The organism is Nitratidesulfovibrio sp. 1201_IL3209 (assembly GCF_036763125.1).
Lineage (GTDB): Bacteria > Desulfobacterota > Desulfovibrionia > Desulfovibrionales > Desulfovibrionaceae > Cupidesulfovibrio.
The window spans coordinates 1-19,014 of record NZ_JBAIYT010000039.1 but is presented as its reverse complement, the minus strand read 5'-3'; the positions used below and the strand labels follow the sequence as shown (position 1 = coordinate 19,014).

Sequence of the window (19,014 nt, the reverse complement as noted above, 5' to 3'; positions counted from 1 at the left end):
CGGCTCGGATCCGTGGACCGGGGGGCAGGCCGCATCGCCGCCGTCACGCCGTGGCAACCACGCCCCTCTGGGCAGGACAGCATGGAGTTTTCGGAACAGGTGCTGATCGTCCGCACCGGACGGTTCAGGGAGGCGGACCTTTGGGTCCGCTTCCTGTCTCCGACGCGCGGCCTGCTCACCGCCTTCGCCTTCGGCGGCTGCCGCAGCCGCAAGCGGTTCTGCGGCTGCCTCGACCTGTTCAACCGTGCGCTGTTGCGGGTCAAGTCCACGCGCGGCGGGCAGTACCTGTCCATTCAGGAGGGCACCCTGCTGCGCGGGCCGGACCGGCTGCGCCGCGACTGGCCGCGCTTCGGCGCGGCGGTGAACTGCTTGAAATTTCTCGAAGCCCTGGGCTGCGGCCCGGAAGGCGCGGCGGCCACGCACCAGTTGGTCGAGGACGTGCTGGACCTGCTGGAAGGCGGCGGCCCCGTGCCCGACATGCTGCCCGTGTTGTTCCGGCTGCGCCTGGCGGCGGAGCAGGGCTACGCCCCGCGCATGGACAGTTGCGCCACCTGCGGTGCGGACCTGACCCACGCCCCCGGCGCGGCCTTTCTGGTGCAGGAGGGCGCGGCCCAGTGCGACGCCTGCGCGCCCCTGCCTGGGCCGCGCGTGCGGGTGGAGCGCGAAGCGCTTGACGTGTTGCGCTTTGTGCAGGAGAATTCGCCGCTTCTGTGGCCGGGCGCGCTGCCGCCAGCGCCGGGGCAGGACGGAGCGACGCCGGACCTGAGCCCCCGCGCCGATTCCACGCGCAACGGTTTCGCGGGCGGGGCATCTTCATGCTTTCTGGACGGGCGTTTTCCGGGCAGCCTGTCGGGCCTTGCCTTTGGTGACGGCGGACACGGTTCGCTGGACGATTGCCTGTGCCGCCTGCCGGACAGCGCGCTGGCGGAGGATGCCGCGACGCAGGCCGAACCGGCGCAGCCGGAACGGCCGGAGCAGGGCGGCGGCTTCACGCCCGCGTCCGCAACGCCGTCGGACCGGCAGCGCCGTCCCCTATGGAACGGCAGCGCGGTGTTCGAAAGCGATCCGTTCGGCCCGGTGCTCGGCAGCGAGGACATGGACAGCGACTACATGGTTCCGCCCGCGCCGCCCGTGGCCCCCGCCGCGCAGACCGTACCGGCGGCGCCGGGTCCGTCCGACAGGACAGACACGACCGGCATGTCCGGCGCACGGGGCAGGGCCGCCATGCGGCGGCAGTGCACCCGCGCGGTGGACGGCTTCATACAGTTTCACATCGGCCTTGCGTGGGACAACGGGCGGTTCCGCCGCCTGTAGCGCGGGGCCGCCATTCGGAACCGGCGGCCCGGCCCGCCAGGGAACGACAGGCCAAGCCAGGACAATCAGGGGTACAGCATGCATTTTCAGGACGTCATCCTCACCTTGCAGAATTTCTGGGCCAAGCGGGGCTGCGTGATCATGCAGCCCATCGACGTGGAATGCGGGGCCGGTACCTTCAACCCCTCGACCTTCCTGCGCGTCATCGGGCCGGAACCGTGGAACGTGGCCTACGTGGAGCCCTCGCGCCGCCCCACCGACGGCCGCTACGGCGAAAACCCCAACCGGCTCCAGCACTACTTCCAGTTTCAGGTCATCCTGAAGCCCTCGCCCGACAACGTGCAGGACATCTATCTGGACAGCCTGCGCGCGCTGGGCATCGACCCGGCCGCCCACGACATCCGCTTCGTGGAGGACGACTGGGAATCGCCCACCCTGGGCGCCTGGGGCCTGGGCTGGGAAGTGTGGCTGAACGGCATGGAAGTGACCCAGTTCACCTACTTCCAGCAGGTGGGCGGCATCGACCTTGCCCCCACCAGCGTGGAAATCACCTACGGGCTCGAACGGCTGTGCATGTACCTGCAAGGCAAGGAATCGGTCTACGACCTGTCGTGGAACGACCGGGTGACCTACGGGAACATCTACCACCAGAACGAGGTGGAACAGTCGAAGTACAACTTCGAGGCCAGCAACCCGAAGATGCTGCTGGATTTCTTCAACGCCTGCGAAGCCGAATGCAGGCGGCTGTGCGACGAAGGGCTGCTGTGGCCCGCCTACGACTATTGCCTGAAGTGCTCGCACACCTTCAACCTGCTTGACGCGCGTGGGGCCATCTCCATCACCGAACGCACCGGCTACATCGGCCGCGTGCGCGCCCTGGCCTCCGCCGTGGCGCGGCTGTACGCCGCCCAGCGCGAGGAACTCGGCTATCCCATGCTGGCCGCCAGCTAAGAAGAGGGACGTGAGCATGTCGCAATTCGTGCTTGAGATCGGTTTCGAGGAATTTCCTTCCCGCTTCCTGCCCGGCCTGGAGCGGGAACTGGCCGAGCGCTTCGCCCGTGCGCTGGACGACGACGGGGTGGAGCATGAGTCCATCCGGGTGCTGACCACCCCCCGCCGCGCCGCCGTGCTCATCGAGGGCATCAACCCCGTGCAGCGCGAGGCGGAAGAGGTGGTGCCCGGCCCGCCCGTGCGCGTGGCCTACGACACGGACGGCAAGCCCACCAAGGCGGCCGAGGGCTTCGCCCGCACCCAGGGCGTGGACATGGCCGACATCTTCACCCTGACCACGGACAAGGGCGAGTACATCGCCGTGCGTAAGCGCACCGGCGGGGCCAAGTCGGCGGACCTCATCGCCGCCGCCTGTCCGGCCATCGTGGCCGCGCTGCCGTTCCCCAAGCGCATGCGCTGGGGCAGCGGCGACTTCACCTTCGGCCGCCCGCTGCGCTGGCTGCTGGCCCTGTTCGACGACGGGGTGGTGCCCTTCGAGGTGGGCGGCGTGATCTCCGGCGGGGTCACCTGGGGCCATCGCATCCATGGGGCCGGTCCGCTGGTGGTCAAGGCTGCCGACGACTATCTGAACGTGGTCACCGAGAAGGGCGGGGTCACGCCCGACCCGGCCGAACGCCGCGCCATGATCCTTGCGGGCGGCAACGCCGCCGCCGAGGCGGCGGGCGGGCGCATCCTGTGGAAGGAAAGCCTGCTGGACGAAGTGCAGGGCCTGGTGGAGCACCCGGTGCCGCTCATGGGCGACATCGACCCCTCGTTTCTGGAACTGCCGCGCGAAGTGTTGCTGACCAGCATGGAAAGCCACCAGAAGAGCTTCGGCGTGGAAGGGCCGGACGGCGCGCTGCTGCCGCACTTCCTCACCGTGCTGAACCTCTCCCCGCAGGACGCCGCGCTGGTCAAGAAAGGCTGGGAGCGCGTGCTGCGCGCCCGCCTGGAAGACGGTCGCTTTTTCTGGAAGACCGACCTCGCCTCCAGCTTCGACGGGTGGCTGGCCGAACTGGACAACGTGATCTTCCTGGGGCCGCTGGGCTCCATGGGCGACAAGACCCGCCGTCTCGAAAAACTGTGCGCCTGGCTGGCCAAGGCGACCGGCACCGCCGACGAGGCGGCCTGCGCCCGCGCCGGGCGCCTGTCCAAGGCCGACCTGGTGTCCGAGATGGTGGGCGAGTTCGACACGTTGCAGGGCATCATGGGGTCCATCTACGCCCGCCGCATGGGCGAGCCGGAAACCGTGGCCGCCGCCCTGGCCGAGCAGTACCTGCCCGCCGGGCCGGACAGCCCGGTGCCCGCCACCCTGGCCGGTGCGCTGCTGTCCATCGCCGACAAGGCGGACACCCTGGCCGGGTGCTTCGGCCTGGGCATGATCCCCACCGGCGCGGCCGACCCGTACGCCCTGCGCCGCTGCGCCCTGGGCATCGCCCGCATCGTGCTGGAACACGGCCTGCGCATCGACGTGCGCGAACTGTTCCGCACGGCGCTGGCGCTGTACGGCGAGCGCGCCTGGAAGCTGGCCCCGGCGGACGCGCTGGCGAAGCTGGAAGAGTTCTTCATGGCCCGGCTCAAGAACCACTTCATGGCTGCCGGGTACGAAACGCTGCTGGTGGAGGCGGCCCTGGCCGCCGATACGCCCGAGGGCGCGGGCATCGACGTGCGCGCCGCCGGGGCGCGCCTTGCCGCGCTGGCCGATTTCAGCCGCCGCGAGGACTTCGGCGGGGCGGTGCTGACCTTCAAGCGCGCGGCCAACATCATCCGCAAGCAGGGGCAGGAAGGGGGCGCGGTGCTCGACGGCGCGTACAGCCATGCCCTGCTGGCCGAGGACGCGGAAAAGGCCCTGGCCGCCCGGCTGGAAGAGGTGGCCCCCCGCTTCGACGCCCTGTGGGCGGCGGACGACTTCGCCAGCCTGTTCGGTCTGCTGGGCGAACTGCGCCCGGCGGTGGACGCCTTCTTCGACGGGGTGATGGTCATGTGCGACGACGCCCCCCTGCGCGCCAACAGGCTGAACCTGCTGAAGGCGCTGGTGCTGCGGCTGGGCCGCCTGGCCGACTTCGGCGCGTTGCAGATGTAGCTTGCCCCTGAACGGGGGCAGGGGACATGAGGCAGGAGATTGGGGGCAGCCGCCCCGGTCTCCGGTGACGGTGCCGTGCCGGGTGGCGAAATCCTGCGGGATTGCGCGATATCGGCGCGGAATGCGGCGGCGCGGGCTTGACAAGCCCCTGCCATGCGGGTATTGACTGGTTCCCCGTGTTCCAGCCCAGAATTCAATTGAACATATATTGCGAAGCCATTCGGAGGAGTTACCTTGGCTAACCACAAGTCTGCCATCAAGCGGCACAAGCAGAGCCTGAAGCGCGCCGCGCGCAACCGCGCCGCCAAGACCAGAATCAAGAACGTGGTGAAGGCCGTGCGCGCCGCCGTCCTGCAGAAGGACAAGGACACCGCCGCCGAAGCCCTGACCAAGGCCATGTCGGTGCTCGACAAGGCCGCCGGCAAGGGCGTCATCCACTGGAAAAAGGCGGCCCGCAAGATTTCCCGCCTGACCAAGGCCGTGGGCTCCGTCGAGTAGTCCCGCCTTTACCGTTTGCGCGTCGGCCCGCCGGATTCGTCCGGCGGGCTTTTCGCGTTTGCGTGCGCGATGGCGGCCACTGCTGCAACGAAAAGCGCCCCGGCCATGCGGCCGGGGCGCTGTGCGTCCGGACTGGGAGGAATCCCGCCTAGGCCAGCTGGGCCAGCAGGGTTTCCTTGATGGAGTCGATGGAGCCTTCGCCGTCGAGCTCGATGTACTTGGTCACGCCCTTGGCGGCGAGCCCCTTGTAGAAGTAGGCGGCGGCCAGGGTGCCGTCCTCGGTGTTGTAGTAGATGTCGTGGCGCTTGCCGATGGCGCCTTCGTCCTGGTCGTCGGCACGGGCGGACAGGCTGCCGCCACACACCCGGCACACGTCGCCGTTGGGCTTGATGGCGTCGATGAAGATGTTGTTCGGGTGGTTGTTGTCGTTCTTGCAGAGGCGGCGGCCCATGATGCGGTTCTTGGCCACTTCGCGGGGCAGCAGGATTTCGATGACGTAATCCAGCTTCAGACCTTCGGCCTGCAGGGCGTCCCACAGCTTCTGGGCCTGTACCATGTTGCGCGGGAAGCCGTCGAGCAGCCAGCCGTTGGGACCGGCGCCCTTCAGGGTTTCCAGCACCATGGGGATGGTGATGTCGTCGGGCACCAGGTCGCCGCGGTCGATGTATTCCTTGGCCTTCTTGCCGAGCTCGGTGCCGCCGCCGATGTGCTGGCGGAAGATGGCGCCCGATTCGATGTGGGCAAGATCGTACTTCTTCTTGACGAGCGCCCCCTGGGTGCCCTTGCCGCTACCGTTGGGACCGAAGATGAGGATATTCACCCCGAACCTCCTTGTAATAATTTTCACGAGGGCATACCGCGAAGGCAGCCCCCTGTCAATCGAAGACCCCGCAAGCTCGTGAGAACTGCGCGAAATGCGGGGGTATTGCACGGGGGGAGGGAAGGGACGGTGGAAGACCGCTCGCGGTCCTTGTGAAAAAGGCGGAATGGCGAGGCAGGATGGTCCGGGGGTTATTCCGGTTCCCGCGCGGACACGGGGCTGGCGGGCGCGCGGAATTCGATGCCTCCGGCCCCGTCCTCGCCATTGCCGCCCGTGGCGGACAAGGGCACCACCAAGGGCACCACCCGCGCCGTCTTGCCGCCCGGAAACTGCACGCAGGCCCCGCCATGCCCGGCGCGCCACGCCGCATCCAGGGCCATCAGGCCGGAGGCCAGCGGCTGGCCGGGACCAAGCCTGTCCAGCATGCGCTTATACAGGCGCAGGCGCGCCGCGCGGTGCAGGCCGCGCAGGGTGCGGGCGGGCAGGACGATGCATTGGGGCGGGGCGGTGCCCGCCGTGGGGGGCGAATCTTCAGGTGGCGTTTCTGGTGTCGTTTCTGGTTCCAGCCCGTCGAGTCGGCGCGTCCAGTAGTCCGCATCGCAGCGGGCCAGTTCCCACAGCGAGCGCAGCGCATCGCCCAGGGCCGGGTTTTCCGCGCGCAGCAAGGGCAGCACCTGATGGCGCAGCCGGTTGCGGCGGTAAGCCGGGTCGGCGTTGGAGGGGTCGCGCACGGGCTGCACGCCAAGGTCCGCCAGAAAGGCGTCGATGTCGCGGCGTTCCGTGGTCAGCAGCGGACGCAGGATGTGTCGCGCCGGGTCCATGGCGGACATGCCCCCCAGACCGGGCCAGCCGGTGCCGCGCACCAGGCGCAGCAGCATGTCCTCGCACAGGTCGTCGGCCTGGTGGGCGGTGCAGATCCAGTCCGCGCCGGTGCGTTGCCGCTCCGCCTCGAAGAAGGCGTAGCGGGCGCGCCGCCCGGCGTCTTCCAGGCCGCATCGCTCGCACGCCGCCAGCGCGTCCACGTCGGCCCGCTCCACGCGGCAGGGTACGCCCAGACGGCGGCACAGCGCGGCCACGGCGCGGCCCTCCGCCGCCGATTCCGGACGCAACCCGTGGTCCAGCACGGCGGCGCGCAGGCGCAGCCCCAGCCGGGGCGCCAGCCAGCGCAAGGCCAGCAGCAGGGCCAGCGAGTCGGCCCCGCCGGAGACGCCCACCAGCAGCGTCGTGCCGCTCGGGGTATCCGGTCCGGAGACTGTGGCGTCACCGGGGGGAGAAGCGGGGGATGGTTCCCCGCCCGACGCCGCGAAACGCCGGAACTCCCCCGTCAGGAAGTCCGCCACGCGCAGGCAGAACCGCGCCGCGCGCGGCGGCAGATCCTGCAAGCGCAGGGGCAGCCGTTCGGGCAGCCTTGGGGGCGTCGGGGCACGGTGCGGGTCGGGGAATGCGGGCATGGCGTGCGTGCGGACCGGGACCGGCGCGCGGACGGGGATGGGGAAAGGAACGGCCACGGCGCTGGTGCAGCGCGCGGATGGGGCACGTTGCGCACCGGACGGGCAGGGCGCGACCGCACGGCGGTCATGCCGCGCGGCGGCTATACCGCTATGCCAAGGTCCGCCAGCAGGCCGTCCAGGTAGTCGATCATGTGCGCCCGCAGTTCGGGCGAGGCGTAGGCGATGCACTCGCAGCGCAGCATGCCGCGCGCCCGCACCAGCAGTTCCATGCGCAGGGCGTCTTCGTCGGCTTCCAGGGCCAGGCAGAACGGGCCGCAGCTTTCGGCGTGGGCCACCTGCACGGGGTTGAGCATGTGTTGCGGCACGGGCAGCCAGTACAGGCCGTCCATGCCCGCGCCAAGGTCCATGTCGTGCAGCCGCGCGCGCACGGCGGCGATGTCGGCGGAGGTCAGGTCGTCGATGCGGTAGGTGCGCATGGGGTCTCTTATGCGTGGTGCTTGCGGTCGCTGTGGGCGTCTTCGGGCACGTCGTCGCAGTCCAGGTTGAACATGCGGCGGGTGATGTCGATGTACCGGGTGCCCGCTTCCTCTTCGTTGAAGCGGCGTTTCAGGAAGGTGATGGGCTCGTGGTTCACCTTCTTGACGATGGCGCACAGCATGGCCTGCAACGCCTCGCGGGTGACGTCGTCCACCGGGCCGATGCGTTTCAGGGTGCGGGCCAGTTCGTCCTGGGCAATGCGCTCGCTGCGCCGCAGCAGGTCCACGATGGTGGGTTGCAGGTCGAGCGATTTCAGCCACCTGGCGAAGGTTTCGGCCTCCTCCTCCACGATGGCGCGGGCCTTGGCCGCCTCTTCGCGGCGCTGGGCCATGTTTTCCTCGACCACCTCTTTCAGGTCGTCGATGTCGTACAGGTAGACGTTGTCCAGGTTGTTGACGTCGGGGTCGATGTCGCGCGGCACGGCGATGTCGATGAAGAACATGGGCCGGTTCTTGCGGCGCTTCAGCACGTCCTTGATGTCCCGTGCCCGGATGATCGGCTCGTGCGCGCCGGTGGAACTGATGATGATGTCCGCCTCGGCCAGCCGCACGGACAGGTCCTGGAACAGCACCGCCTCGCCCTTGAACTGCCTGGCCAGTTGCAGGCCGCGCTCGAAGGTGCGGTTGGCCACCATGATCTCGCGGATGCCGGAGTTCAGCAGGTGGGTGGCCGCCAGTTCCGCCATTTCGCCCGCGCCGATGAGCATGGCCTTGTACTGCGACATCTCGCCGAAGATGCGCTTGGCCAGTTCCACCGCCGCGTAGCTGATGGACACGGCGCTGGAGGCCACGGCGGTTTCGGTGCGCACCCGCTTGGCCACGGAAAATGCCTTGTGCAGCAGGCGGTTCAGCACCACGCGGGTGGCGTTGCGGCCCACGGCCTTGCGGTAGGCGTCCTTGAGCTGGCCGAGGATTTGCGGTTCGCCCACCACCATGGAGTCGAGGCTGGAGGCCACGCTGAACAGGTGGCGCACCGCGTCGATGCCCTTGTGCACGTAGACGAAGGGCTCCAGGTCGCCGCGCTTCTGGCCGCGCGCGGCGGCCCAGCAGTCCAGCACGCGCGCGGGCACGGGGCCGTTGCCCACGGCCATGATTTCCACCCGGTTGCAGGTGGACAGGATGACCACTTCGGAAATGTCGTCGCCGGTGGGCACCACCCCTTGTTCAAGGACGGTACAGTCGGTGAGGGCGAACCGTTCGCGCACTTCGACGCTGGCGGTGCGGTGGTTGAGGCCGATGAGATAGATTTCCTGGTCCATGTGAACTCTGTGCTTCGCGGGGTGCATCTTGTGGTCCGCCGGGTGCGTGGCGCGCGGCGTCTGCTCCGGGTTGCGGGTCATGGTTCCTGCGTGGCGCGGCCGTTACTGCGGGTTGAAGCTGTGGTGCGTGGTCATCAGGAAGTTGACCCCCAGCAGCGAGAACACGCAGACCGCGAAGATCCAGATGGCCATGACGGCGGTCTTGCGGCCCCGCCAGCCCAGCGCCAACCGCTGGTGGAACAGCACGGCGAACATGCACCACACCACCAGCGAGATGATTTCCTTGGGATCCCACGACAGCACCTTGCCCCAGGCGATGCGCGCCCACACGAAGCCGGAGACCATGCCCAGCGTGAACAGCGGAAAGCCCGCCATCACCGCAAGATGGTTCACCTTGTCGAAGGCGGAGAGCGCAGGCAGGTCGCGGTCGAAGCCGGAAAGGCGCGTCTTGTGCTTCAGCTTGCGGTCCATGTACAGGAACAGCACCCCGGCCCCGCAGGCCATGGTCATCAGGCTGAAGCTGAGGAACAGCGTGCCGATGTGCAGCCCGAAGAACAGGCCGGACATGGCGGGCGGCAGCTTGCTCTGCACGTCGGCCAGCATGAACGACGAGACGTAGAACACCAGGGCCACCGGAGAGGCGGTAAGCCCCAGGAATTCCAGCCGCAGCCGCCACCAGACAAAGAAGTAGATCAGCAGCAGGCTCCACGAGAGCATGCGGAAATAGTAGGCTTTTTCCAGAATCTGCCAGGTCTGCCCCTGCATGGACAGGCCGAGCATGACGGTGTGCAGGGCGAAACCGGCCAGGGTCAGCCAGTGCGAAAGGCGCTTCAGCCTGTCGCGCCGGGCCAGCAGGCCCACGGCGATGCACACCGTGCCGAGCACGTAGAGCATGATGATGGCGATGGAAAGCAGCTCAAGCGAGCTCATGCAGCAACTCCACGATGCGCGGATGCAGCTCCGCGGGCAGCAGTTCGGTCAGGATGCGTTCGGCCCCGGCGCGGTCGCGCGCGGCCAGTGCGTCGATGAGCGGCGATTCCACGATGGCGCGGAACAGCGCCGTATTCTGCCCTGTCTCGTGCCCAAGCGCAAGGACGAGCGGCCGCAGGCGGCCCAGCAGCACGGTGATGCCGTCGTACCGCGCGCCGAACCACTGTTGCAGGTCCATGCGGATGCGCCGGGCCAGGGCGGGGCTGTGCCCGCCGGTGGACAGGGCCACCGTCAGGTCGCCGCAGGCGAAGTGGGCGGGCACGATGAACGCCCCCTCGTCCGGGGCGTCGGCCACGTTGCAGGGCACGTTGCGCTGGCGGCAGGCATCGGCCACGGCGGCGTTGACGGCGCGGCTGCCCGTGGCCGCGAAGACCAGGGCGCAGCCCTCCACGTCGGCCGGGACGAAGGGACGCGCCGCGAAGCGCACGGCCGGGTGGGCCAGCAGGGGGGCCAGGTCCGGGTCGGACGGGGCCTCGGGGTTGGCGTCCAGCACCAGCACGCGGGCCGGGTCGCAGTCCAGCAGCGAGGCCAGCTTGCGGCGTCCCACGCCCCCCGCGCCCACCACCAGGCAGGCGCGGCCGTGCAGGTCGAGCAGCAGGGGATAGTAACGCATTGGGGTCGTATACACGAGGGGCGGGCAAAGTAAAACCGGCCCGCCTTGCCGCCGCGCCGCACTTGGGCTAGTCTGCCCAAGACGGACCAAATCCCGTAACGACGCCAACCCCTTGCGCCATCCCTTCACCCGGCAGGCATTCGCATGGCCAAACACCTCGTCATCCAACTGGCCCGTTTCGGCGACCTCGTGCAGACCAAGCGTCTGATACTGTCCCTGCTGGATGACGACGGGCAGGGGGAGCGCGCGGGGGAGCGCGCGGGTGAAGGGCAGGCCGCCGCACTTTCCGGCGGGGCCGGTCCGGCCCCGGAAGCCGGAATCCGCCCAGTTCCCCCAGCCCCCGGAATCCATCCGTCCCCCGAGGTCCATCTGGCGGTGGACGCCTCGCTGGCGGAACTGGCCCGGCTGGTCCATCCCGGCGTCACCGTGCACGCGGTGCGCGCCCACGGCGGGACAACGCACGGAGGGGGGCAAGCCGACGTGCTGGCGCACAACGCCCGCGCCTTCGCCGCCTTGGCGACGGAACGCTTCGACACGGTCTACAACCTGAACAACTCCGGGCTGAACACGGCTCTTGCCGCGCTGTTCCCGCCCGATACGGTGCGCGGGTACCGCACCCTGAACGGCCAGCCCCTGCGCGACCGCTGGATGCGCATGGCCTTTCGCTGGGTGGCGCACCGCCGCCTGTCGCCGGTAAATCTGGTGGACTTCTGGGCGGCGCTGGCCCCCCGGCCCATTGCCCCGGCGCGGGTGAACCCCATCGCCCAGCGCGGCGGGCGGGGCATCGGGGTGGTGCTGGCCGGGCGCATGTCGCGCCGTTCGCTGCCGCCGGACGTGCTGGCCGCCTGCCTGCGCGCCGTGTTCGAGGGGATGGGCGGCCCGCGCGTGACCTTTTTCGGGACCAGAGCGGAACGGCCGCTGCTGCGCAAGGTGCTGGACCATCTGCCCGCGTCCGTGGCCGGAAACTACGCCGACCTCGTGGGCCGCACCGGCTGGGCGGACCTGGCCGACGCGCTCACCGGCCTGGACACGCTGCTCACGCCCGATACCGGCACCATGCACCTGGCCGCGCACCTGGGCGTGCCGGTGCAGGGCTTTTTCCTGTCCTCGGCGTGGTGCCACGAAACCGGCCCCTACGGCCCCGGCCATCGGGTATGGCAGGCCACCCTGGACTGCCTGCCCTGCCTGGAAGCGCGGCCGTGTCCCATCGGGGTGCAGTGCCTGGACGCCTTCCGCTCGCGCGAATTCCTGTCCTTTCTGGCCGGACGCCCCGGCGACCGCCACCCCCCGGACATGCTGGGCATGGTCTCCTCCCTCGACGACGTGGGCTCCACCTGGCTCACCGTGTTCGGCGCGGACCCGTCCGCGCCGCGCCGCGTGGAGCTGCGGGCGCTGGTGGGCGAGTACCTTGGCCTGTTCACGGGCGAGGAACTGGCCGACCACGAACTGGCCCGCCTGCTGTACCACGAGGCGGACTGGATGCTGCCCGGCCCGGAGGGCGCGGCGTTCGCCGCGTTCGACCCCTTTGCCGACGAGCCGCCGCGTGGTGCATGAACGGTGGCACAGGCTGAATGTTGATGTTCAACGTTAAGGTTTGCGGGGTAAGACCTGCCCCGGACCACGAAGGTTTCCGTCTCCACGCCCCGCCGGTTCACCGGCACGAGGTTCACGCATGACCCAGCCTATCGACACCGCTCCGGCCTCCCACACCGTGGAATCCCCGGCGTCTTTAGAGTCTCCGGCCTCTTCAGACTCGCCAGCGCCCGGCGCCAGCCCCTCCGCCTCCGGCATGCCCCGCCTGCGCGTGCTGGTGGTGCTGCCCATGTATGGCGGCTCGCTGCCCATCGGGCGCTACTGCGTGGATGCCCTGCGCGACCTGGGCCACGCGGTGGAAACCTTCGAGGCGCCGTCGTTCCTCGGCGCGTTCACGGCGCTGAAGGAATTGAAGGTCACGGCGGACCGGCTGGAGTACTTGGAGAACTCATTTCTTCAAGTGGTCTCGCAGGCGGTGCTGGCCAAGGTGGAAACCTTTGGGCCGGACCTGGTGCTGTGCCTGGCGCAGGCTCCGCTGAACCACCAGGCCCTCAAGCGTCTGCGGCGCGACAACGTGGCCACGGCCATGTGGTTCGTGGAAGACCATCGGGTGTTCACCTACTGGCGGGCCTTCGCACCGTTCTACGACGTGTTCGCCGTAATCCAGCGCGATCCCCTGCTGGACGAACTGGCGGCCATCGGCGTGCGCGACGCGCTGTACCTGCCCATGGCCGCGCTGCCGTCCTTTCACAAACCACTTGAACTTTCGCCGGTGGACCAGCGCCGCTACGGGGCCGACGTGGCCTTCCTGGGCGCGGGGTATCCCAACCGGCGCGTGGCCTTCCGGCAGTTGGTGCATCTGGACTTCAAGATATGGGGCACGGAATGGGACGGCGAACCCCTGCTGGCGCGCCACGTGCAGCAGGGCGGGGCGCGGGTGTCCGCCGAGGATTCGGTGAAGATCTACAACGCCAGCCGCATCAACCTGAACCTGCATTCCAGCATCCAGTCCCGCACCCTGGTCAGCGGCGGCGACTTCGTGAATCCCCGCACCTTCGAACTGGCCAGCATCGGGGCCTTCCAACTGGTGGACCGGCGCACCCTGATGGACGAACTGTTCGCCGAGGATGAACTGGCCACCTTCGATTCCATGGACGGGCTGAACGCGGCCATCGCCCACTACCTGGCTCATCCCGAGGAGCGGCAGGTCATGGCGGCCCGCGCCCGCGCCCGGGTGCTGGCCGAGCACACCTACCAGCACCGCATGCGCACGCTGCTGGAGTTCATCGCGCAACGCCGCTCCGGCTGGCCCGCCCCGCGCGTGGCCGACGCCGGGCTGCCCGCCGACCTGCCTGATGACATGCGCCGCGACCTTGCCGCGCTGCTGGACCGGCTGGGCCTGCCCGCCGACGCCGCCTTCGCCGACGTGATCACGGCCTTGCGCCAGCGCAGCGGGCAACTGACCCCGCTGGAAACGTCGTTGCTGTTCCTGGACGAATGGCGCAGGCAGTACGCCTGATACGGATGTGTCACTTGCCAACGCGTACGGGATGGACTATGCGCCGGGGCATGAGCGTTCGCACAACCGACCTGATCCGGCCCGTCATGCGTGCCGTGTGCGCCATGGCGGCGTGCGCGGCGGTCCTGGCGCTTGCGGTCCGTCCGGCGTTGGCGGGTGGTCCGTCCCCGCAGACGCTGGTGGCCGTTTCCGACGAGTGGGCTCCGCGCATCATGGCCGGGCCGGACGGTTCCGCCGAGGGCATCTGCCCCATGGTGCTGCGCCAGGTGGCAGAAGACCTGGGGCTGGGGGTGGAGTTCGGCTTCATGCCCAAGCCACGCCGCCAGATGGCCTTCCGCCGGGGCGAGATCAACGTGGTGCCGTGCGTTTCCCCCATGTGGGAAGAGCTGCTTTCCGACGTGGCCGTGCATTCCGAGCCGTTCATGATGTCCACCGAGGTGGTGCTGATGTCCGCCGGGGCCAAGGGCGTGTTCCGTTCCGTGCGCGATTTCGCCGGGCTGCGCGTGGGCACCATCGGCGGGTACGTCTACCACGACGGCTTCGACGAGGCCTTCGAGACGGGGCTGCTGCGCCGCGAGGACGCCTACACCCTGCCTCAGAACTTGCAAAAACTGCGGGCCGGGCGCATCGACGCCATGATCGTGGACGACTACGAGGCCGCCTACTGGATGCACGAGGCCGGGTGGTCCGAGGGCGACGTTCGCGTGGCCTACGTGTTTACCGACCCGGCGCCCATCACGGTGATGCTGCATGCCTCGCTGCGCGAGTTTTTGCCCAAGGTCAACGCCTCGCTGGCGCGCATGCGGAGCAACGGCACCCTGCGCGCCCTGTTCGCGGAATACGGGCCGCGGAAACTGGCCGCGCATCTGACCCGCTGACGCCGGCCGCCGTTCCGGTTTGCATCGCATTCTTGCCGGATGGGTGCGACCGCCGCCCGTCCATTCCCGCCCGCAACCTTCCGCAGCCGCCCTCAACTAACAGACCGGGCAATCCGGTCCGTTCTTCAACCGTCCGCCAAGGAACGTGCCATGAAAGTCTACCGCTACCTGACCGGCCCTGACGAAATAGCCTTCTGCCACCGCGTCACCGACATTTTGAACAAGGGTTGGCAACTGCACGGCGGCCTCACACTGACCTATGATGTAGAGCGCAGGCGGGTGATCGTCGGGCAGGCCATCGTGAAGGACGTGGAAGGCGCGGACTACGTGCCGGGTATGGACCTTTCCGCCTGCTAGGGGCTGTTTTTTCGCCCGCTGGCTTCGTCAAACTTCGCGCCCTGCCGCCACTGTGCGCCACCCCGGCAGCCAATGATGCGCCGCGCCGTCCACCGGAGAGGAATCCGGCGGGGGCGCGGCGCCGTGGCGAGGGGGGCAGGGTGGGGCCGGCGTAGTCCGGCGTGGTTAGTGGTGAGCAGTGGTGATCAGGGGTGGTTCTTGAACTTGTCCGCCGTGTGCGGGCTGCCGGAATGGCAGGGGGTACAGTCCATCTTGCCCTTGAGCAGGGGCGACTCCTTGCCGGGGTTGTGGCATTCGCCACAGTAGGTGACCGAGGCCGGGTCGCCGTGGGCCACGGCAAAGGCGCCCGCCTGCTTGGCGTTCATGATGGCGATGGCCTTGACGGCCACGTCGGCGGTGATGCGGGCGCAACGCTCGCCGCGTTCCTTGCTCTTTTCCGCAAAGCCCGATGCCTGGCACCACCGGCCCACGGACACGTGACACAGGGGCGAAGTGCTCACGCTGGTGGGCAGCGCCCCCGGCACTCCCTTGGCGCCCGTGCCCGGATCGTACACGGGGAAGGCGGTCTGCTCGTACCAGCGGAACAGTTCCGCCACCATGGGGTCACGGTCCTTGCGGCCCCAGAACAGCGCGAAGGCGCTGGCCGCGCCCAGCAGCGCGCCGCAGATGGTGCCCCAGTCGGAAATGCCGCTCTTGCCCACCTCCAGCATCGTGAAGGGGAACTGGTCGTACGGGGCGCCGTGCTGTTCGCCCATCATGCCCACGATGGCGTAGAAGACCCCGTAGCCGCAGCCGTAGCCCTGGTGCCAGTAGCCGTCATAGGCCACCGGCGCGCAGACCTTGGCGTCCAGCACGTGCGGCTTCCACGAGAAGGGGGCGTCCTTCTGGGCAAACCGTCCGGCTGTGGCGCCTGCGGCGCCCGTGGCGGCCATGGCCGTTTCCGGCCCGGAGAACGGCGCCGCGCCCGCCATCAGGCCGCCGGCAAGGCAGCCCGTCGCGCACCCCAGAAACCCCATGGTCTTCAATGCCGATCTTCTGCTTATCCGTTCCATGCCGTACCTCCGGTGAAGTATGAGCGACCACTCGCGCTCGATAGTAAAGGCGAATCAGCAAGAGATGTTCCACACTTGTTCTGTTTTAAAACAGCATGGAACTACGGCATGTTGCGTTGAACGGAAGATGGAGAAAGGTGCAAAGCGGGCTTTCCGCCTGCCAACCGTGCGTGTGGTGCTGCCAACCGGACATTGCAGAGGCGTGAGGGGAGAGGGCGCGGAACGGGAACGGGCCGCGCGGGACCGCGCCGGGGGAAGGGGGGTACCGCGCCGGGATCGGGCAGGCGCAACGGAAACGGCCGGAAGGGGCACCTTCCGGCCGTTCATGCGTGGCGATTTCAGATGGCGGTCGGCTGCCTTTAGAAACAGCCCCTACCGGCGGCAGCCGCAGCTGACGGCGGCGCGCGTGCCGCGCTCGCCCACGATTTCGGTGCTGATGCCCTTGTCGGTGAACAGTTCCAGCAGGATGCAGTTCTCCACCCGGCCATCCACGATCATGGCCTTTTCCACGCCTTCCTCCAGCGCTTCCAGGCAGCACTTCACCTTGGGGATCATGCCGCCGGTGAGCGTGCCGTCGGTGAACAGTTCCACGGCCTCGCGGGTGGTCAGCGAGCGGATCAGTTCCTTCTGCTTGTCCAGGATGCCCGCCACGTCGGTGAGCAGCAGCAGGCGCCTGGCGCGCAGCGCCCCGGCCACGGCCCCGGCGACGGCGTCGGCGTTGATGTTGTAGGTCTCGCCGTACTCGTCCACGCCCACGGGCGCGATGACCGGCACGAAGTTGTCGCGTTCCAGCGAGCGCAGCAGGGCGGTTTCCACCCCCATCACCTCGCCCACCTTGCCGAGGTCGATGATCTCCGGCGCGTGGCTGGCGCTGTTGACCACCATCTCCATCCTGCGGGCGCGGATGAGTTGGCCGTCCTTGCCGGACAGGCCCACGGCCTTCACCCCGCTGAGGTTCAGCAGGTTCACGATCTCCTTGTTGACCTTGCCCACCAGCACCATTTCCACCACGTCCATGGTGGCGTCGTCGGTGACGCGCAGCCCTTCGCGGAACTGCGACTGGATGTGCAGTTGTTCCAGCATGCGGCCGATCTGCGGCCCGCCGCCGTGCACCACCACCGGATTGATGCCCACCTGCTTGAGCAGGGCGATGTTCAGGGCGAAGGCGCGTTTCAGCGCTTCGTCCTTCATGGCGTGGCCGCCGTACTTGATGACCACGGTCTGCCCGTGGAACTGGCGCATGTAGGGCAGGCACTCGATGAGCACCTTGGACTGGAGCTTGGCGTAGGCGACGGGGTCTGCGCAGCAGGACGCGGCCTGTTCGGTCTGGCTCATGGCACTCTCTGCGGGCGGTGCGCTACGGCGAGGTAGCGGCTGGGGGTTCCTGCTACAGGATGTAGCGGCTCAGATCCTTGTTGGCGCGCACGTCGGCCAAGTGCGCGCGCACGTAGTCGCTGTTCACGGTCACCCGGTCGCCGGAGCGGTCGGGCGCCTCGAACGAAAGGTCGGCCAGGATTTTCTCGAGAATGGTGTACAGCCGCCGCGCGCCGATGTTCTCGGTCTGGGCGTTGGTTTCCTCCGCGAAGGCGGCGATTTCGCGCAGGGCGTCGTCGGTGAATTCGATGTGCACGCCCTCTGTTTCCAGCAGGGCGGTGTACTGCCGGGTGAGCGCGTTGTGCGGCTCGGTGAGGATGCGCAGGAAGTCGTCCTTTCCCAGCGCGGACAGTTCCGCCCGCAGGGGGAAGCGCCCCTGCAATTCCGGAATCAGGTCCGAGGGCTTGCTGAAATGGAACGCCCCGGCCGCGATGAACAGGATGTGGTCGGTGCGCACCATGCCGTACTTGGTGTTGACCACGCTGCCTTCCACGATGGGCAGCAGGTCGCGCTGCACGCCCTCGCGCGAGACGTCGGAGCTTTTCTGGGCGGCGCCGCTGGCGATCTTGTCGATCTCGTCGATGAAGATGATGCCGGTCTGCTCCACGCGCTCGCGGGCTAGGTCGGACACGCGGTCGTGGTCGATGAGCCGGTCTGCCTCTTCCTGCGTCAGCAGGTTGAAGGCGTCGCGCACCTTCATGCGGCGGCGCTTGCGGCGCGAGGGAAAGACCTTGCTGAACATGTCGCGCACCTGCGAGCCCACGTCCTCCAGCCCCGGCATGGACAGCACGCCCACCTGCGGCCCGCCGGATTCCTCCACCTCCATGTCCACCTCGCGCTCGTCCAGATGGCCGCCGTGCCACAGGGTGCGCAGCTTTTCGCGCGTGGAGGACCGGCTGTCCGAAGCCGGGCCGGTGCCCGTGCCCGTGGTGCAGGACGCGTCGCCCCGTGCCGGAGGCTGGGGAATGGCTTGGCCGCCGGACAGGTCGAAGGTCAGGCCGCCCATGCCCTGCCCGGACTGCCCGTGGGGAGCGGACTGGGGCGCGCCGCCCGGCAGCAAGAGGTCCAGCAGGCGTTCTTCGGCGCGGGCCTCGGCCTTCACGCGCACCTTCTCGTTCTCCTCGGCGCGCACCAGCGCGATGCCGATTTCCATCAGGTCGCGCACCATGGATTCCACGTCGCGGCCCACGTAGCCCACCTCTGTGAACTTGGTGGCCTCCACCTTGATGAACGGCGAGGCGGAAAGCCTGGCCAGCCGCCGGGCGATTTCGGTCTTGCCGACGCCGGTGGGGCCCATCATGATGATGTTCTTGGGGGCTATCTCGTCGCGCAGGGCCGGGTCCAGCTGCTGGCGGCGCCAGCGGTTGCGCATGGCCACCGCCACCATGCGCTTGGCGGCGTTCTGGCCCACGATGTACTTGTCCAGTTCCGAAACGATTTCACGGGGGGTGAGGTTGCTCATGTCCGGTATGCGCGAAGGCGGGTTGTTCGTTCTGTCGGTGGCCCGCCGGTGAGGAACGCAGGGGGCGGGCGGCCGTGCGGGGCACGATACCAGCGCGGGCGGCGAAAGCCAACGTCCTGTACGGGGGGCGGGCATGGCCGGGCGCGGAAGGCGGCCGGAAATCAAAACCACCCGCATAGCGGGTGGTTTGCTCTGCCCTATAAGGGCATCTTACCGGCCTGCGCCTAAAGGACGCTGCTTTCACTGCGTTCAAGCCAGTACCTTTGTCTCTTTGGCTACCCCTTG

16 protein-coding genes and 2 pseudogenes are annotated in these 19,014 nt (G+C 68.6%); 9 read left to right on the top strand and 9 right to left on the bottom strand.

Translation table 11 applies throughout. From position 1 onward, the window contains the following. Window positions 1-81 precede the first annotated feature (81 nt). The 5 genes and pseudogenes from recO to rpsT all read left to right on the top strand — a co-directional run. Window positions 82-714, top strand: a pseudogene (recO, locus tag V6B97_RS14980) (DNA repair protein RecO); the annotation flags it as partial. Between the two features lie 513 nt (window positions 715-1,227). After that, a pseudogene (locus V6B97_RS14975) lies at window positions 1,228-1,314 on the top strand (DNA repair protein RecO); the annotation flags it as partial. Window positions 1,315-1,392: 78 nt separating this feature from the next. Then, entirely contained in the window at window positions 1,393-2,265 is an 873-nt protein-coding gene (glyQ, locus tag V6B97_RS14970; RefSeq protein ID WP_333507314.1) for a glycine--tRNA ligase subunit alpha, read from the top strand. 16 nt (window positions 2,266-2,281) lie between these two features. Further along, window positions 2,282-4,387, top strand: a complete 2,106-nt coding sequence (glyS, locus tag V6B97_RS14965; protein WP_333507313.1) for a glycine--tRNA ligase subunit beta — start codon at window positions 2,282-2,284, stop codon at window positions 4,385-4,387. Between the two features lie 234 nt (window positions 4,388-4,621). Next, the gene (rpsT, locus tag V6B97_RS14960) at window positions 4,622-4,885 is read left to right on the top strand and encodes a 30S ribosomal protein S20 (protein ID WP_333507312.1); all 264 of its coding nucleotides are present in this window, start codon (window positions 4,622-4,624) and stop codon (window positions 4,883-4,885) included. A gap of 148 nt (window positions 4,886-5,033) precedes the next feature. On the opposite strand, the gene V6B97_RS14955 is transcribed toward rpsT, so the two are convergent. From V6B97_RS14955 to V6B97_RS14930, 6 genes are all read right to left on the bottom strand, one after another. Next, on the bottom strand, window positions 5,034-5,705 hold the full coding sequence (locus V6B97_RS14955; RefSeq protein ID WP_333507311.1) for an adenylate kinase: 672 nt from the start codon (window positions 5,703-5,705) through the stop codon (window positions 5,034-5,036). A 191-nt stretch (window positions 5,706-5,896) separates the two neighbouring features. Beyond that, window positions 5,897-7,156 (bottom strand): tRNA lysidine(34) synthetase TilS, encoded by a 1,260-nt coding sequence (gene tilS, locus V6B97_RS14950; protein WP_333507310.1) that lies wholly within the window; start codon window positions 7,154-7,156, stop codon window positions 5,897-5,899. Window positions 7,157-7,296: 140 nt separating this feature from the next. Then, window positions 7,297-7,632 (bottom strand): hypothetical protein, encoded by a 336-nt coding sequence (locus tag V6B97_RS14945; RefSeq protein WP_333507309.1) that lies wholly within the window; start codon window positions 7,630-7,632, stop codon window positions 7,297-7,299. A gap of 8 nt (window positions 7,633-7,640) precedes the next feature. Further along, the gene (hemA, locus tag V6B97_RS14940) at window positions 7,641-8,951 is read right to left on the bottom strand and encodes a glutamyl-tRNA reductase (RefSeq protein WP_333507328.1); all 1,311 of its coding nucleotides are present in this window, start codon (window positions 8,949-8,951) and stop codon (window positions 7,641-7,643) included. Between the two features lie 102 nt (window positions 8,952-9,053). Further along, window positions 9,054-9,881, bottom strand: coding sequence for a cytochrome C assembly family protein (locus V6B97_RS14935; protein WP_333507308.1), 828 nt, complete (start codon window positions 9,879-9,881; stop codon window positions 9,054-9,056). Continuing rightward, window positions 9,868-10,554, bottom strand: a complete 687-nt coding sequence (locus tag V6B97_RS14930) for a precorrin-2 dehydrogenase/sirohydrochlorin ferrochelatase family protein (protein ID WP_333507307.1) — start codon at window positions 10,552-10,554, stop codon at window positions 9,868-9,870. The genes V6B97_RS14935 and V6B97_RS14930 overlap by 14 nt, the downstream gene beginning before the upstream one ends. Window positions 10,555-10,698: 144 nt before the next feature. Between V6B97_RS14930 and V6B97_RS14925 the strand changes: the two genes are divergently transcribed. The 4 genes from V6B97_RS14925 to V6B97_RS14910 all read left to right on the top strand — a co-directional run bounded on the left by V6B97_RS14925 (window position 10,699) and on the right by V6B97_RS14910 (window position 14,841). After that, window positions 10,699-12,108, top strand: coding sequence for a glycosyltransferase family 9 protein (locus tag V6B97_RS14925; RefSeq protein WP_333507306.1), 1,410 nt, complete (start codon window positions 10,699-10,701; stop codon window positions 12,106-12,108). Window positions 12,109-12,343: 235 nt separating this feature from the next. Further along, window positions 12,344-13,606, top strand: a complete 1,263-nt coding sequence (locus tag V6B97_RS14920; protein WP_333507327.1) for a CgeB family protein — start codon at window positions 12,344-12,346, stop codon at window positions 13,604-13,606. 50 nt (window positions 13,607-13,656) lie between these two features. Continuing rightward, window positions 13,657-14,484, top strand: a complete 828-nt coding sequence (locus V6B97_RS14915) for a substrate-binding periplasmic protein (protein WP_333507304.1) — start codon at window positions 13,657-13,659, stop codon at window positions 14,482-14,484. Between the two features lie 150 nt (window positions 14,485-14,634). Beyond that, window positions 14,635-14,841: a DUF1737 domain-containing protein gene (locus tag V6B97_RS14910; RefSeq protein WP_333507303.1), complete on the top strand. Its 207-nt coding sequence runs from the start codon at window positions 14,635-14,637 to the stop codon at window positions 14,839-14,841. Window positions 14,842-15,026: 185 nt separating this feature from the next. On the opposite strand, the gene V6B97_RS14905 is transcribed toward V6B97_RS14910, so the two are convergent. From V6B97_RS14905 to hslU, 3 genes are all read right to left on the bottom strand, one after another. Next, on the bottom strand, window positions 15,027-15,893 hold the full coding sequence (locus tag V6B97_RS14905) for a split-Soret cytochrome c (protein ID WP_333507302.1): 867 nt from the start codon (window positions 15,891-15,893) through the stop codon (window positions 15,027-15,029). A gap of 372 nt (window positions 15,894-16,265) precedes the next feature. Continuing rightward, the gene (argB, locus tag V6B97_RS14900; RefSeq protein ID WP_333507301.1) at window positions 16,266-17,228 is read right to left on the bottom strand and encodes an acetylglutamate kinase; all 963 of its coding nucleotides are present in this window, start codon (window positions 17,226-17,228) and stop codon (window positions 16,266-16,268) included. Window positions 17,229-17,280: 52 nt separating this feature from the next. Continuing rightward, a complete protein-coding gene (gene hslU, locus V6B97_RS14895) occupies window positions 17,281-18,729 on the bottom strand; it encodes an ATP-dependent protease ATPase subunit HslU (protein WP_333507300.1) in 1,449 nt (482 codons plus the stop codon). Between the last annotated feature and the right edge of the window lie 285 nt (window positions 18,730-19,014).

Coding starts and splice junctions, on each gene's coding strand:
- V6B97_RS14930 (WP_333507307.1), bottom strand. CDS start 10,554: ATGCGTTACTATCCCCTGCTGCTCGACCTGCACGGCCGCGCCTGCCTG.
- V6B97_RS14945 (WP_333507309.1), bottom strand. CDS start 7,632: ATGCGCACCTACCGCATCGACGACCTGACCTCCGCCGACATCGCCGCC.
- hemA (WP_333507328.1), bottom strand. CDS start 8,951: ATGGACCAGGAAATCTATCTCATCGGCCTCAACCACCGCACCGCCAGC.
- V6B97_RS14910 (WP_333507303.1), top strand. CDS start 14,635: ATGAAAGTCTACCGCTACCTGACCGGCCCTGACGAAATAGCCTTCTGC.
- glyQ (WP_333507314.1), top strand. CDS start 1,393: ATGCATTTTCAGGACGTCATCCTCACCTTGCAGAATTTCTGGGCCAAG.
- hslU (WP_333507300.1), bottom strand. CDS start 18,729: ATGAGCAACCTCACCCCCCGTGAAATCGTTTCGGAACTGGACAAGTAC.
- glyS (WP_333507313.1), top strand. CDS start 2,282: ATGTCGCAATTCGTGCTTGAGATCGGTTTCGAGGAATTTCCTTCCCGC.
- V6B97_RS14915 (WP_333507304.1), top strand. CDS start 13,657: ATGAGCGTTCGCACAACCGACCTGATCCGGCCCGTCATGCGTGCCGTG.
- V6B97_RS14935 (WP_333507308.1), bottom strand. CDS start 9,881: ATGAGCTCGCTTGAGCTGCTTTCCATCGCCATCATCATGCTCTACGTG.
- argB (WP_333507301.1), bottom strand. CDS start 17,228: ATGAGCCAGACCGAACAGGCCGCGTCCTGCTGCGCAGACCCCGTCGCC.
- V6B97_RS14925 (WP_333507306.1), top strand. CDS start 10,699: ATGGCCAAACACCTCGTCATCCAACTGGCCCGTTTCGGCGACCTCGTG.
- tilS (WP_333507310.1), bottom strand. CDS start 7,156: ATGCCCGCATTCCCCGACCCGCACCGTGCCCCGACGCCCCCAAGGCTG.
- V6B97_RS14905 (WP_333507302.1), bottom strand. CDS start 15,893: ATGGAACGGATAAGCAGAAGATCGGCATTGAAGACCATGGGGTTTCTG.
- V6B97_RS14920 (WP_333507327.1), top strand. CDS start 12,344: ATGCCCCGCCTGCGCGTGCTGGTGGTGCTGCCCATGTATGGCGGCTCG.